This is a genomic window from Marinobacter sp. H13 (assembly GCF_059072335.1).
This window is the reverse complement of sequence record NZ_JCACRU010000001.1, coordinates 3,930,600-3,943,565: the sequence shown is the minus strand read 5'-3', so window position 1 is coordinate 3,943,565 and position 12,966 is coordinate 3,930,600. Positions and strand designations below refer to the sequence as shown.

The following is a 12,966-nucleotide window of genomic DNA, read 5'->3' as shown; positions in this document are numbered from 1 at the left end:
CCAGAACACCGAATGGACGGAAGCTGACCAATGAATGCGCCGGATTGCCCCGCGACCTGAGCACCGGAATAGCGACTAAAACCGTAGCCGAACCGGGGGCTGTTTACTTGCGAGGCCAAACACCGGAACCGACACCAAACACCGCGCCCAAGAACACGACAGCCAGGCCTTTAACGCTTGCAGCATGCGCGCCCACGGAATGGAGCCGAAGGCGCAATGTAGTGGGCGTCGCCGTGCCTGCACTGGTTATGGGCTTTAGAGTGATAACCGAAACCAGATTCAGGGGAATTAAAGGTGACTGGCGAATATTTTTTTGATTTCCTTTTTACTTAAAAAATTCGACTCTATTTTATATGTTTTATTGCCGGAACCTTCTTCTAATAAAAATACCGTAGATTTATCAGACCCGATAAAGTAGAAAATCTCTTTATTGCCACTTCGCCAAGTTCCCGAATCTCTGTTTTTCATAAAAACGTAACGAAAAGACTCAACAGCCTCTTCGTCACATTCAGATGCGTCTTTGCCTAGCACAGATTTAAAGAAAACCCTCGGGCCACAGCCACCAGTATTTACCTCCTTATCTAAACTGAAGCCAATAATACTTTTCCCTGGCTCGTCGCTATATTTTGCAATTAGAATTTCGCTATCTGTTCCAAGATATCCAATCACGCTAGGATTGCTGGGAATATAGAAATCGAGTTCTCCGTAAACTACACGCAAATCATTTCCACTCGCCCACAAAGACAGAGGAATAATTGACATAATCATAAAAACAAAAAGTGTTTTCATATTAAAGGCCCCACAATGCCGCGCGAATATGAGTTTTATAATTCGCCGCAACTTGATCCCGGCACATATTGTACAAAGAGGTATCTCCGGAAATTATGCGTTGCCCAATTTTTGCAATTTCTTTGATTATGTAATTAATGCTTGGCGTGTAAGTCGGTCTTGGAACTAAATCTATAGAAGCAGTACATGACTGCGCCTCGGTAAGGGCCTCGTACATCACTTTTGCTGCATTCTCGTTCACTGAGTGAGGTTGTGCCAAACCTTGCCAGAAAAAATTGATTACAGCAGCTATGTATTCCCTGTCATCTGATTGCATTCCGTTCTCCTTTTTGCAATGACTCTTCGGCATCTTCCTATGCCGGCAAAATTCTACCAAGACGGCCCATGTACCTCCAGAATTGAACTCGATGAGATTTACGATGGCCAATGCCCATAACGCTGATGGTAACCGGCGCCGGAGCGCAGCGGAGGGAACCAAAAGCTGTAAGCTTTTGGCGTCCGGTTGACCGGCTGGTTAGTGGCCGGTCACCACCGAGGCCTCCCCAGGCACCCAACCTTGCATGCCCTCTCCCGAACAACTGCACCTACCCAACGGATGGCGAAAGGAACAAGAGCGCAAACAGCACCACCCCGATTACCGTTTGAACTGGACGGCCCCGCGACTGGGGCACACCCTGAATAACCATGCTGCGGGTGAGGTTGGCAACCAACCCCGACAGCCACTTTTCCGGACTTGGCCATCACCCACATCAGCGGCTTTGCAGCCACACCCGGTGCCAAGGCCTTTGCACTAACCCAGCCAAAAATGAAGAAGGCCAGGACCAATAACGCCAGCGCACAACGGCGTACTTGTAGTGGAGGCGCAGCCGCAACGAAAAGGGCGTCCGGCGGCCGCAGGCCGCGAATTGATGCGCCTTGTTAGATGCCGGTAACCCCGGCAATTTATTACGGCACCCAATGCCGAATGCCCACTCCCGATACCTTGCACCAGCGCGACCCATAGCGCTAGGAACCAGAGCACTGAATGAGCGGGAGTTGTCCGCGTCTATGCCGGATTACCCCGCGATCCGAACACCAGATTAGCTGCGAAAACCGCTGCCAAACCGAGGGCTGTGTTCTGCCCAAAAACCACTGCCAAGCCGCGCCCAAACACCAAACCAAAGAACGCCGGAGCCAGGCATTTAACGCGAAGCTTAGCGGCGCCCTTGTAATGGAGGCGAAGCCGCAATGAAAAGGGCGTCCGGCGGCCATCGGCCGCGTACTACAGCGACTGGTTAGTGGCAGGTAATGACACTGCCGGCTCCCTGGCACTGACCTTGACGGCCTACTCCGTAACCCGGCACCGACATGAGCCGATGCACTCTGTTTGAAACACCGCCAATGATGCGGTGAATGAACCTGAACTCAAAGGTAGCAGATCCAGACCCAATTTTCGGCGGACGACCCCACACGGTGAACACCGAATTTCCCGCCAAAACTCTTGCTTACTGATGCAACCAAACCGAACGCGGATTCGGACGGCCTTGGTGCTCACCAGAATATGCGGGTTTGGCAACCAAGCACGGCACCAAGGCCACTGGCACACCGCAGCCCAAAAGGACCGAAGCCACAGCCACTAACGCTGAGGTAACCGGCGCCGGAGCGCAGCGGAGGGAACCAAAAGCGGTACGCTTTTGGCGTCCGGTTGACCGACTGGTTAAGGGCCGGTTACCCGTTGTTTTGTATTGGCACTCAATGCTGAATGCCCACTCCGGATACTTTGTACCAACTTGACTCATGCCGCCAGGAACCAGAGCACCGTATGAGAGGATTTCCTCCAGGGAATGCGCCGGATTGCCCCCCGACCTAAACTTCTGATTGGCCGCCAAAACCGTTGCCAGACTGAGGGCTGTTTTCTGCCTGCAGGCAACCACCCAAGCCGCGGCAAAACACCAAACCCAAGAACACCGGAGTAAGGCCTTTAACGCCTGCGGTAACCGGCGCCGGAGCGCAGCGGAGGGAACCAAAAGCGCCCCGCTTTTGGCGTCCGGTTGACCGCCTGGTTATACGTTTTCACCCAAGGCCTCTTTCATCAGGACAAATGCTTGGTCCAAGCACTCGCCAGCTTTTGAGTCATAGTAAGTATTTGACTCGAGCATCATGCGAAGAATGGAGTAAAGACCATTCTTGTGTGATGGGATGATGCTGCCCATACCTTGAATGCGACTAATCAGTTTCTCAGTATCTTTAACCGAGCCATCTAAACCCTCAGATTTCAAGATAGGCACAGCTTTACTTAGCTGATCAACTATCTCTTCAAATTGTGGTTGTCTGGTAGACATGCTCGATTCTTCTTTTACGTATAACGCTGAGCTAAGCGGCCGGTTTGGAGTGCAACGGAAAACCGGTCCGGTGGAGGGCCGACGGCCCGGAGCGTACTTAAGCGACTGGTTATGTGGCTAGGCATAGAAAGCTATCCCCACTGCCGCAAAAACCACGATCTTAATGATTAACTCTCCGATCGAGCGATGCCATGTTGCCTTCGAACCCTCTGGGTTTGACCACTCACCTGGAGCGTCATCGTCCAAGGTAACCAAATGACCCAACGCAGCCCAACCAGAAAAAACTAGTGCAGGCGCAGCGATATACTTGGCTGGAGATTGATACCCCATAAACATCGCGACGGCAGCTGCCAAAAGCGAGGCGACAAAAATCCCTATAACAACTCGTTGCAGCATCCTCAATTACTCGCTGGTTCTGCCCACATAACGCTGAATGTTAAGCGGCGCCTGCGGAGCGCAGCGTAGTAGGCGTCCGGCGGACGGCCGCCAGGCCGGTAGCGAACTTGAACGATTGGTTATACATAAGGCTACCACCCCCACCAATGCCAAACCTTGGCTATGCCGCGCCAGACACCCCCGAGAATAGACGGAAACAGTTTCGGGAGCAGCAACGCCAACACCGCGAAAACTACGATGCAGGAAATAAGGTAACGACTGCTGAGAAAGCCATCCCAGTAGACGGCCAACTCCAAATTGACCCAGAGCCAAACGAATACTGCCGTTGGGATAGAGAAAAACAGCGATGCAAAAAGGCTGATCAACCTTGTTTCAATCGGCCCATCTTGGCCGCGATTCCTTGCCATGATCTATGAACATTCCTTGTGTATAACGCTGAGCTTAGCGGTGCCCTGACAAGGGCATCCGGTGGACGGCCCTTGGGCCGGGAACGTACTACAGCGACTGGTTAGTTGGGGGCATCAATAAAGCCCAATCCCTGGCAACCAACATCGCAGCCTACACCGCTGCCCTTGCACCCAAATTCGCCGGTGCATCATTATTGAAACCACCGCCAACGATGCGGTGGATGAACCTGAACATCAGAGTAGCAAGTAAGCAAGGAACCGTTTACCGGCGGACAGCCCCACACGGCCAACGCCAAATTTTAAACCACTACCGATAGCCAGTTGGGCTGCCAGCAAGGCGACAATTTATCGGGCCTTGGCAGAGCAATAAACCGTCCGGCTTTACTGCCAGCTTTCGGCCAAGGCCTTAGAACCCAGCCACCCACAAGGGACAATGCACTACCAACTAACGATTAGGTAACCGGCACCGGAGCGCAGCGGAGGGAACCAAAAGCGGTACGCTTTTGGCGTCCGGTTGACCGCCTGGTTAATGGCCGTTCACCACCGTGGTTGAGCCTGGAAACCCAGACCGCATGCCCTCTCCCGGACAGCTTGCACCAACTCGACGGATGGCGAAAGGAACCAGAACGCAAAGGCTACCCGCCCGATTACCGTTTGAGACGGACGGCCCCAAAACTGGGGCACGCCATGAATACCAACACCGCTGGCCATTGTGGCAACCAAACCAGACAGCGAATTTTCCGGCCTTGGCGATCACCAGAGTGAACGAGCGTTGCAACCAAACCCGGTGCCAAGGCCTTTGCACCGCACCCGCCAAAAACTCACAAATGCCGGGCCAATAACGCTGAGGTAACCGGTGCAGGAGCGCCAGCGGAGGGAACCAAAAGCGGTACGCTTTTGGCGTCCGGTTGACCGCCTTGTTAATGGCCGTTCACCACCGTGGTTGAGCCTGACACCCAGGCCGCATGCCCTCTCCCGGACAGCTTGCACCAACTCGACGGATGGCGAAAGGAACCAGAACGCAAAAGCCGCCGACCCGATTACCATTTAAGACGGACGGCCCCACGACTGGGGCACGTCATGAATACCGACACTGCTGGGCATTGTGGCAACCAAACCAGACAGCGAATTTTCCGGCCTTGGCGATCACCAGAGTGAGCGGGCTTACAACCAATCCCGGTGCCAAGGCCTTTGCACCCCACTTGCTAAAAACTCACGAATGCCGGGCCAATAACGCAAAGCTAAGCGGCGCCCTGCTAAGGGCGTCCGGTGGAGGCCGTAGGCCGGAACAAACTTAAGCGACTTGTTACACAGCACCGAAACGCCCTCGGAGAATGAACAAAATAGGCATCAGAAGCACAAACGCAACAAAAAAAGCCGGGAACAACGACCGAGCCAACAATACCGAAAAGGTAGGCCTCGTATTCAGAATCACCCCTGGAAGTTCATCTGAAACCCAAACTTCCATTTCAGCACCTACCACCAATTCTTCGTCGGGGGTGTATGGAGGAGGGGTAATAAAATGAATCGGCCCCTTCCCTTCGATTCTAATGCCCAGTCGAGCCAATTGATCCAGAGCAGCACGGTGATTTTGCTCAACCAACGCTTGGGTTTTTCTGGCCCCGAACAATGGTTTTAGTTGAGAAAAACGAACCAATGCGACCAGTAAAAAAATCGCTGAGACCACTATCACGTAGTAAACAATAAACTCTGATGTGCTCATGGCCTATTCATGGTGTGTAACGCTGATGGTAACCGGCGCCGGAGCGCAGCGGAGGGAACCAAAAGCGGTACGCTTTTGGCGTCCGGTTGACCGCCTTGTTAATGGCCGTTCACCACCGTGGTTGAGCCAAAACCAAGTGCCGCATACCCTCTCCCGGACAGATTGCACCAATTCGACGGATGGCGAAAGGAACCAGAACGCAAAAGCTGCCAGCCCGATAACCGTTTGAGACGGACGGCCCCATGACTGGGGCACGCCATGAATACCAACACCGCTGACCACTTTGGCAACCAAACCAGACGGCGAACTTTCCGGCCTTGGCCATCACCAAAGTGAGCTGGCACTGCAACCAATCCCGATGCCAAGGCCTTTGCACGGCACCAGCCAAAAACCTACAAGTGCCTGGCCATTAACGCTGAACGAAGCGGCGCGTCTCACGCGTCCGCCTTCCGTGACTTGTTAGGGCTTGGGGTCAATGCCGAACTTTTTGGCAAATTCAGGATCGACCCAAACCGACTTGACCTGCCCAGGCTCCAGTTCCACTTCTGACGGAGCTGCACACCCGGCGATAAACTCATTGACAGAATTCGCGAGGATCGTAAATTTGCTGGTTTCATGATCCCAAAAATGAATGCTTCGATTCTCTCTGACGAAATAGTTTCCACACTCATCTTCAGCGATAACATCTGACTCTGAAAGCTCTTCAGGGAGCGGCGCTGAGGTCTTTCTAATGACCCCGAACTCACTGCCGTCGCTGGTTCTGAAGACTTTGCCGAAAATTTGGTTCACGATTACGAGCCCTAACGCTGAAATAAGCGGCGGCCCGACAGGGGCGTCCGGTGGAGGCCGAAGGCCGGAACGAACTTGATTGACTTGTTACAGGGCATTGGTCAGCTCCTGAATTTGGCGCCTACGCAGGGCTTCGTAGTCTCCGAAAACCTGATGGAAACGATCCTTTCTTACGAAGGGAAACTGGAGATGGTAGTGACGGCTAAAGCCCTGTACGTGACAAGTTTCTTTGCCGTAGATCGGGTTTTCGTCACACCACTCATTGTTAACGCCACGCACGGTAGCTCTGTAAACACTAATGGTTTGATCTTTGATATCCACGATGTAGGTGGCAAACGCACCTTTGATAAGGAGATAACCTTTGCATGACGACTGCTCAACGAACTTTGAGTGATCGGTTTGTCCAATCATGACCGGGACATCCCTAAACGTCTCAATTTCACCGAAATTCGTTTTGATCGTCATGCCGTAGGCATCACAACCCATCCGGAACTCTCCGAGAGGGTTGAGCTCAATATGCTCGACTACCGCTTCCCTTCTCATGACCTGCTTTGCAATTCCCTGTAACGCCTCAAACACCGGCGCAGCTATGCTGCGTCCGAGTGCTTTGACTTGTTACATGCTTGCTGAAATTAAAGGCTGAACGTGATGATCGGGGCGATTAGCAGATAGATCATGTATGGACTGTAAGTTAAGCCAAAATTCCGGCGTAGTACTTAAAGCCTCAGAAAATAACCAAGCCGTTTCTGGCGTAACGCCACGTTTACCACGGACAATTTCATTAACTCGCTGCATGGAAATACCCACGTGCAAGGCAAACGCTTTTTGCGTTAACTGAAGAGGCTCCAAGAACTCTTTAAGCAAAATAACGCCTGGGTGTGTTGCAGTTCTATTTGAAGGAATCATAAATCACCTTATCAAGTTTAGTGGTAGTCCATAACTTGGACATCATGTGCGGCATTGGCTACCCAGCGAAATACTATTCTCCATTGTGAGTTTATACGGATACTATGGAAGCCCTTAAGATCGCCTGTTAACGGTTCAAGTCGATTCCCCGGGGGAGACTTGAGATCATTCAGCTCTTGAGCAGCATTAACAACATCCAACTTATAGCGAGCAGTCTCATGTATCTGATTAGGAAGCTTACGCACATGACGGCTTGATATACCGTGAAATAGATCAGATGTAGTTTTATCGCCAAAAGATATAATCATGCATCTATATTAACGGATACACGGTATTCGTGCAATATCATCGGGTAATGTGGCATGTAACGCTTTTGTTTAGCGGCGACTACGGAGCGCAGCGTAGTAGGCGTCCGGTGTAGGGCCGTCGGCCCGGAACGTACTACAACTACTGGTTAGAAGCCGGTTCACCCGTTGGTTTCCAGCCCTGCTTCTCGGCTTGCATGCGAACGCCAAAGAAGCCCCGCATCGGCTCGTGATCCGGCACCGATACTAACCACCAAACTACCCGTCCCGAGCAAATTTTGCGGTGAACAGCCCCACAACCTGGGCACCCTGCCGATAACCCGAAAGATGCCAACGCTGGTTTCCAAATTGGGCGACAGAGTTGCTGGCCTTGGCAACGATGCGAAACCAAAAGCTACCACCGAATTTGCCGCCAAGGCCCATGCACCCAGCTACTATAAAAATGACCGATGCCTTGGCTTATAACGCCGCCAGCATGCGCGGCTACGGAATGGAGGCGAAGCCGCAATGTAGTAGGCGTCGCCGTGCCTGGCATTGTTAGGAACTGCCAATGGCCCCGCCATTATGTCAGGTCCTGATAAGGGTTATAGGCCACTTCCCAGTAATGCCCTTCCGGGTCTTGGAAGTAACCGGAGTAACCACCCCAGAAAACCTCTACCGCTGGTTTGATAAGTTGAGCTCCGGCTGATACCGCCTGACTAAGGACAGCGTCAACCTCTGACTTACTCGCCACATTATGGGCCAACGTAATGCCAGAAAAGCCAGCTTGAGTGGGAACGGGTAATCCAATGTCCCTGGCCAACTCCTCCCGAGGATAGAGCGCTAACCAGGTTCCTTCCAGACTGAAAAAGGATATATTGCCACCTTCAAAGTCGTACTTTGGCAGGCCAAGACCCTCGCCATAGAAGCGGGTGGCCCTTTCCAAGTCCTCCACACCAAGAGTGACAATGCTGATTTTCGGTTTCATGATTCCCTTCCTAACGCTGAGGTAACCGGTGCAGGAGCGCCAGCGGAGGGAACCAAAAGCGGTACGCTTTTGGCGTCCGGTTGACCGCCTTGTTAATGGCCGTTCACCACCGTGGTTGAGCCTGACACCCAGGCCGCATGCCCTCTCCCGGACAGCTTGCACCAACTCGACGGATGGCGAAAGGAACCAGAACGCAAAAGCCGCCGACCCGATTACCATTTAAGACGGACGGCCCCACGACTGGGGCACGTCATGAATACCGACACTGCTGGGCATTGTGGCAACCAAACCAGACAGCGAATTTTCCGGCCTTGGCGATCACCAGAGTGAGCGGGCTTACAACCAATCCCGGTGCCAAGGCCTTTGCACCCCACTTGCTAAAAACTCACGAATGCCGGGCCAATAACGCGAAGCTTAGCGGCGCCCTTGTAATGGAGGCGAAGCCGCAATGAAAAGGGCGTCCGGCGGCCATCGGCCGCGTACTACAGCGACTGGTTAGTGGCAGGTAATGACACTGCCGGCTCCCTGGCACTGACCTTGACGGCCTACTCCGTAACCCGGCACCGACATGAGCCGATGCACTCTGTTTGAAACACCGCCAATGATGCGGTGAATGAACCTGAACTCAAAGGTAGCAGATCCAGACCCAATTTTCGGCGGACGACCCCACACGGTGAACACCGAATTTCCCGCCAAAACTCTTGCTTACTGATGCAACCAAACCGAACGCGGATTCGGACGGCCTTGGTGCTCACCAGAATATGCGGGTTTGGCAACCAAGCACGGCACCAAGGCCACTGGCACACCGCAGCCCAAAAGGACCGAAGCCACAGCCACTAACGCCCGGCTCACGCGCCGGTTTGGAGCCGCGAAGCGGCGGAAAATCGGTCGCTGTGCAGCCGCTGGTTATGCCCTATGTCCGATTTCGGATACAGCAGTCCACGGACGAATATTCTTCAACTGATCCTCTAGGGCATCTTCGGCAATCTCAGTGTCATAGGCTGCCTGAGCTCGCAACCAGTAGCCGTTAGACAAACCAAAGAAACGACAGAGCCGCAGGTCCGTGTCGGCGGTAATCGAACGTTTTCCCGCAATGATCTGGCCTATTCTCTGGGCAGGCACCCCGATTTCTTTGGCCAGGCGGTACTGAGAAATGCCCATCGGCTCCAGAAAATCTTCTTTGAGCAACTCGCCTGGTGTAACAGCGTCAATGTTGCGCATGAGCCACCTCCTAATGGTAATCAACAATTTCGACATCTTCCGCGCCGGCCTTGGTCCAGCGGAAGCAAACCCGGAACTGCCTGTTGATTCGAATGCTGTGCTGACCTTGGCGGTCACCATGCAATGGCTCCAACATATTTCCGGGCGGTACTTTGAGATCATCCAGCTGGCTTGCAGCCTGAAGTTGCCGAATTTTCCTCAAGGCAACTCGCTCAAAATTGACGAAGCGTCTGACGCGGCGTCCGCTTGCTAGCTTCTCAGTATCCTTACACTTGAACGATATGATCATGGCTCAATAATGACGGGGTGCGTTATTAACGTCAAGCGTCATTATCTGGCAAATAGATCTGGAGAAAGGCATAACGCTTAAATAAGCCGCGCAGCTTACTGCGTCGGCTTGATTTTTTTGTTAGGCTCCAGAAGTTCTTTGGCTGTGTCTTTAATGATTTTGTGGTACGTGAAAATATAGGTATTGGCATTGTCTTCTTCACATTTAGAGCGTTTTTCTGAAAGTTCTACATAAGGTTGAAGTCGTCCTTCTCTCTCTAATTGCAGTGCCATCAAAGCCTTTTCCGCAATATCATCACCAAAACCTTTTGCTGGAACCTTGAGAGTGTAAGCAGCTCTGATGGCGTGCAAGGCGCTAATAGCTCCAAGGACACGCTCTTCCTCCTCCGTGTATCGCCCACACTTCGAAGCAAGCCACTCATCATAAAAAGGTAACCTGTATCCAAATATCGCCTTTGTTTGTGCCTCATCTAAATAGTCAATGTCAGATGAATTGGTTTTGAAGATCCTCTCAATCATATCTTGAGGAACGTCCATCTCCTTAAGATAATCCACGCTCTCTTTTTTCAACTCGTCATATTTCAGCTTGGCATCTAACGGATTCAACTGTGCAAAGTATTTCTGATCATAATAAGGACGATGGAGGCCGAGTCGGCCTCTTGCAACTCTTTCAACGCCAGCAACAAAAATGAATACACACGCACTTGAACACTCTTCTCCGGTCCAGATGGGTATGTAACTCTCTCTAATGATTCGACCAATTTTCATTGCTTCTTCTAGATCGCCGCCGGGGGAGTCAATATGAAAAATTGTCGGAGGCTTTTCCCAAGACGCGAAATGGACCATAAAATTGACGAAGTCGCCTTGCCGTACTTCCCCGTGCATAGAAAACGTTCCACCCACGCGATGGAACTCTAACGCGACCGCCGACGAGGACAGTAGTCCCAACAGAACAGCAAACACCAGGCAATTTTTCATCACTACATCCTTGCTAAATCGAAGCACAACGAAGCCTAACGCCAATATTCAGCGGCGGCCTTTGCGTAGCGAAGCGGAGAAAAGGCCGTCCGGTGGAGGGCCGTTAGGCCCGTAACGTACTGGAATGACTGGTTAGCACTGCTCAACTGAACACCTGCGGCTAAAGTCAAAATGGTAATCCGTCTTCGTCTTCTGTTGCATCTAATTCGGTAGACGGCTCTGGGCCAAAAAGTGCGTCTTCAACTGGCATCAGCTCCCACAACTCGTTCTGATGGAGCCAGATCGGATCAGCATTCTCCTGGATGAACTGATCTACAGGCATACCATCCACGGTTGGTGGCCGCTTGATTCTGACTTGCTTACCGTTCATAAAGACCCACTGGTACTTCCTTTGCCGCTCTGCCTTCGCGGCTTTCTTTGCTCTCTTTTGAGCCGGAGTGAGCTTTTTCTTAACCTTTGCCATATCTGAACTTTTTGGTGCTAACGCTGAGGTAACCGGTGCAGGAGCGCCAGCGGAGGGAACCAAAAGCGGTACGCTTTTGGCGTCCGGTTGACCGCCTTGTTAATGGCCGTTCACCACCGTGGTTGAGCCTGACACCCAGGCCGCATGCCCTCTCCCGGACAGCTTGCACCAACTCGACGGATGGCGAAAGGAACCAGAACGCAAAAGCCGCCGACCCGATTACCATTTAAGACGGACGGCCCCACGACTGGGGCACGTCATGAATACCGACACTGCTGGGCATTGTGGCAACCAAACCAGACAGCGAATTTTCCGGCCTTGGCGATCACCAGAGTGAGCGGGCTTACAACCAATCCCGGTGCCAAGGCCTTTGCACCCCACTTGCTAAAAACTCACGAATGCCGGGCCAATAACGCCCGCCATCACCGGTGACAAAACCAGAGCGAAGCGGAGGTTTTGGCATCCGGTGCATGGCCTGGTTATGCAGCATGTAGCGGCTTGATCCGATCCACTTCTTCCTTGACCGACTGAGCGGCGGTCCAAAGATCAACAGATCGCTGCGCATTCAGCCAGAATTCCGGCGAATTACCAAACAAACGTGCAAGCCTAAGCGCCATTTCAGGGCTGACAGCACGACGCTCGCGCAGTAATTCATTAACTGACTGGCGAGAGACACCCAGAGACTCAGCCAACCCCGAAACAGTCAGGCCATAGTCCGGAAGAAAATCCTCCCTCAGCATTTCGCCAGGATGAGTCGGTTTGCGCTGCATACCGGCAGTATTAAGAATAGCCATAGTCATCCCCTCACTCAGTGGTAGTCACACACCTCGACTTCATACGCATCGCCATCTTCAAAACGAAAACAGATACGCCACTGATCATTTATTGAAATTGCATGCTGCCCCTACCTGTCTCCCGACAGCGGGTGAAGGCGATTGCCAGGCGGCACTTTCAAATCCTCTAACTGTACGGCCAGATCCACGTATTCAAGTTTTCTAGCGGCTCTCGATGCAACATCCGCAGGAAATTTCTTTGACTTGCCCTTGGAGTAAAGTTCTTGGGTTCGTTTGTCAGCAAAGGATTTGATCATGAAACGAAGTGTATTGCGTCACGTGACGCTTGTCAATATGGCCTGAGAATTACTGCATAACGCTGAGCTTAGCGGTGCCCTGACAAGGGCATCCGGTGGACGGCCCTTGGGCCGGGAACGTACTACAGCGACTGGTTAGTTGGGGGCATCAATAAAGCCCAATCCCTGGCAACCAACATCGCAGCCTACACCGCTGCCCTTGCACCCAAATTCGCCGGTGCATCATTATTGAAACCACCGCCAACGATGCGGTGGATGAACCTGAACATCAGAGTAGCAAGTAAGCAAGGAACCGTTTACCGGCGGACAGCCCCACACGGCCA

At 52.5% G+C, this 12,966-nt stretch carries 16 protein-coding genes; all 16 read right to left on the bottom strand.

Annotated elements, in window-relative coordinates; all coding sequences use genetic code 11:
• Positions 1 to 288 precede the first annotated feature (288 nt).
• The gene (locus AC5JQH_RS18370; protein ID WP_493805818.1) at positions 289 to 789 is read right to left on the bottom strand and encodes a hypothetical protein; all 501 of its coding nucleotides are present in this window, start codon (positions 787 to 789) and stop codon (positions 289 to 291) included.
• Between the two features lies 1 nt (position 790).
• Positions 791 to 1,105, bottom strand: a complete 315-nt coding sequence (locus AC5JQH_RS18365; protein WP_474544779.1) for a hypothetical protein — start codon at positions 1,103 to 1,105, stop codon at positions 791 to 793.
• A gap of 1,726 nt (positions 1,106 to 2,831) precedes the next feature.
• Positions 2,832 to 3,110 (bottom strand): hypothetical protein, encoded by a 279-nt coding sequence (locus tag AC5JQH_RS18360; RefSeq protein ID WP_058342148.1) that lies wholly within the window; start codon positions 3,108 to 3,110, stop codon positions 2,832 to 2,834.
• Between the two features lie 117 nt (positions 3,111 to 3,227).
• Positions 3,228 to 3,506 carry a hypothetical protein gene (locus AC5JQH_RS18355; RefSeq protein WP_228346582.1) on the bottom strand — a complete coding sequence of 93 codons (279 nt, stop codon included), beginning with the start codon at positions 3,504 to 3,506 and terminating at the stop codon, positions 3,228 to 3,230.
• Between the two features lie 1,713 nt (positions 3,507 to 5,219).
• A complete protein-coding gene (locus AC5JQH_RS18350) occupies positions 5,220 to 5,636 on the bottom strand; it encodes a hypothetical protein (protein WP_493805817.1) in 417 nt (138 codons plus the stop codon).
• Positions 5,637 to 6,095: 459 nt separating this feature from the next.
• A complete protein-coding gene (locus tag AC5JQH_RS18345) occupies positions 6,096 to 6,425 on the bottom strand; it encodes an SMI1/KNR4 family protein (RefSeq protein ID WP_493805816.1) in 330 nt (109 codons plus the stop codon).
• An 87-nt stretch (positions 6,426 to 6,512) separates the two neighbouring features.
• Positions 6,513 to 7,004 (bottom strand): hypothetical protein, encoded by a 492-nt coding sequence (locus AC5JQH_RS18340; RefSeq protein ID WP_493805815.1) that lies wholly within the window; start codon positions 7,002 to 7,004, stop codon positions 6,513 to 6,515.
• A 36-nt stretch (positions 7,005 to 7,040) separates the two neighbouring features.
• The gene (locus tag AC5JQH_RS18335) at positions 7,041 to 7,331 is read right to left on the bottom strand and encodes a HigA family addiction module antitoxin (protein ID WP_493805814.1); all 291 of its coding nucleotides are present in this window, start codon (positions 7,329 to 7,331) and stop codon (positions 7,041 to 7,043) included.
• 17 nt (positions 7,332 to 7,348) lie between these two features.
• Positions 7,349 to 7,639: a type II toxin-antitoxin system RelE/ParE family toxin gene (locus AC5JQH_RS18330; protein WP_493805813.1), complete on the bottom strand. Its 291-nt coding sequence runs from the start codon at positions 7,637 to 7,639 to the stop codon at positions 7,349 to 7,351.
• Positions 7,640 to 8,198: 559 nt separating this feature from the next.
• Positions 8,199 to 8,603, bottom strand: coding sequence for a VOC family protein (locus AC5JQH_RS18325; protein ID WP_493805812.1), 405 nt, complete (start codon positions 8,601 to 8,603; stop codon positions 8,199 to 8,201).
• Positions 8,604 to 9,509: 906 nt separating this feature from the next.
• Positions 9,510 to 9,824: a HigA family addiction module antitoxin gene (locus AC5JQH_RS18320; protein WP_200365435.1), complete on the bottom strand. Its 315-nt coding sequence runs from the start codon at positions 9,822 to 9,824 to the stop codon at positions 9,510 to 9,512.
• Between the two features lie 10 nt (positions 9,825 to 9,834).
• Positions 9,835 to 10,113, bottom strand: a complete 279-nt coding sequence (locus AC5JQH_RS18315) for a type II toxin-antitoxin system RelE/ParE family toxin (protein ID WP_349557827.1) — start codon at positions 10,111 to 10,113, stop codon at positions 9,835 to 9,837.
• Between the two features lie 95 nt (positions 10,114 to 10,208).
• Positions 10,209 to 11,090 carry a COG3904 family protein gene (locus tag AC5JQH_RS18310; RefSeq protein WP_493792027.1) on the bottom strand — a complete coding sequence of 294 codons (882 nt, stop codon included), beginning with the start codon at positions 11,088 to 11,090 and terminating at the stop codon, positions 10,209 to 10,211.
• A gap of 166 nt (positions 11,091 to 11,256) precedes the next feature.
• A complete protein-coding gene (locus AC5JQH_RS18305; protein WP_008171112.1) occupies positions 11,257 to 11,553 on the bottom strand; it encodes a hypothetical protein in 297 nt (98 codons plus the stop codon).
• Between the two features lie 479 nt (positions 11,554 to 12,032).
• A complete protein-coding gene (locus tag AC5JQH_RS18300; RefSeq protein WP_493805811.1) occupies positions 12,033 to 12,353 on the bottom strand; it encodes a helix-turn-helix transcriptional regulator in 321 nt (106 codons plus the stop codon).
• Between the two features lie 104 nt (positions 12,354 to 12,457).
• Complete coding sequence (locus AC5JQH_RS18295) at positions 12,458 to 12,643, bottom strand: type II toxin-antitoxin system RelE/ParE family toxin (RefSeq protein WP_493805810.1); 186 nt, start codon at positions 12,641 to 12,643, stop codon at positions 12,458 to 12,460.
• Between the last annotated feature and the right edge of the window lie 323 nt (positions 12,644 to 12,966).

Excerpts from the sequence above, each read along its gene's own strand:
- AC5JQH_RS18350 (WP_493805817.1), bottom strand. The coding sequence starts at position 5,636 with ATGAGCACATCAGAGTTTATTGTTTACTACGTGATAGTGGTCTCAGCG.
- AC5JQH_RS18310 (WP_493792027.1), bottom strand. The coding sequence starts at position 11,090 with ATGAAAAATTGCCTGGTGTTTGCTGTTCTGTTGGGACTACTGTCCTCG.
- AC5JQH_RS18330 (WP_493805813.1), bottom strand. The coding sequence starts at position 7,639 with ATGATTATATCTTTTGGCGATAAAACTACATCTGATCTATTTCACGGT.
- AC5JQH_RS18360 (WP_058342148.1), bottom strand. The coding sequence starts at position 3,110 with ATGTCTACCAGACAACCACAATTTGAAGAGATAGTTGATCAGCTAAGT.
- AC5JQH_RS18365 (WP_474544779.1), bottom strand. The coding sequence starts at position 1,105 with ATGCAATCAGATGACAGGGAATACATAGCTGCTGTAATCAATTTTTTC.
- AC5JQH_RS18335 (WP_493805814.1), bottom strand. The coding sequence starts at position 7,331 with ATGATTCCTTCAAATAGAACTGCAACACACCCAGGCGTTATTTTGCTT.
- AC5JQH_RS18355 (WP_228346582.1), bottom strand. The coding sequence starts at position 3,506 with ATGCTGCAACGAGTTGTTATAGGGATTTTTGTCGCCTCGCTTTTGGCA.
- AC5JQH_RS18370 (WP_493805818.1), bottom strand. The coding sequence starts at position 789 with ATGAAAACACTTTTTGTTTTTATGATTATGTCAATTATTCCTCTGTCT.
- AC5JQH_RS18320 (WP_200365435.1), bottom strand. The coding sequence starts at position 9,824 with ATGCGCAACATTGACGCTGTTACACCAGGCGAGTTGCTCAAAGAAGAT.
- AC5JQH_RS18300 (WP_493805811.1), bottom strand. The coding sequence starts at position 12,353 with ATGACTATGGCTATTCTTAATACTGCCGGTATGCAGCGCAAACCGACT.
- AC5JQH_RS18305 (WP_008171112.1), bottom strand. The coding sequence starts at position 11,553 with ATGGCAAAGGTTAAGAAAAAGCTCACTCCGGCTCAAAAGAGAGCAAAG.
- AC5JQH_RS18325 (WP_493805812.1), bottom strand. The coding sequence starts at position 8,603 with ATGAAACCGAAAATCAGCATTGTCACTCTTGGTGTGGAGGACTTGGAA.
- AC5JQH_RS18315 (WP_349557827.1), bottom strand. The coding sequence starts at position 10,113 with ATGATCATATCGTTCAAGTGTAAGGATACTGAGAAGCTAGCAAGCGGA.
- AC5JQH_RS18295 (WP_493805810.1), bottom strand. The coding sequence starts at position 12,643 with ATGATCAAATCCTTTGCTGACAAACGAACCCAAGAACTTTACTCCAAG.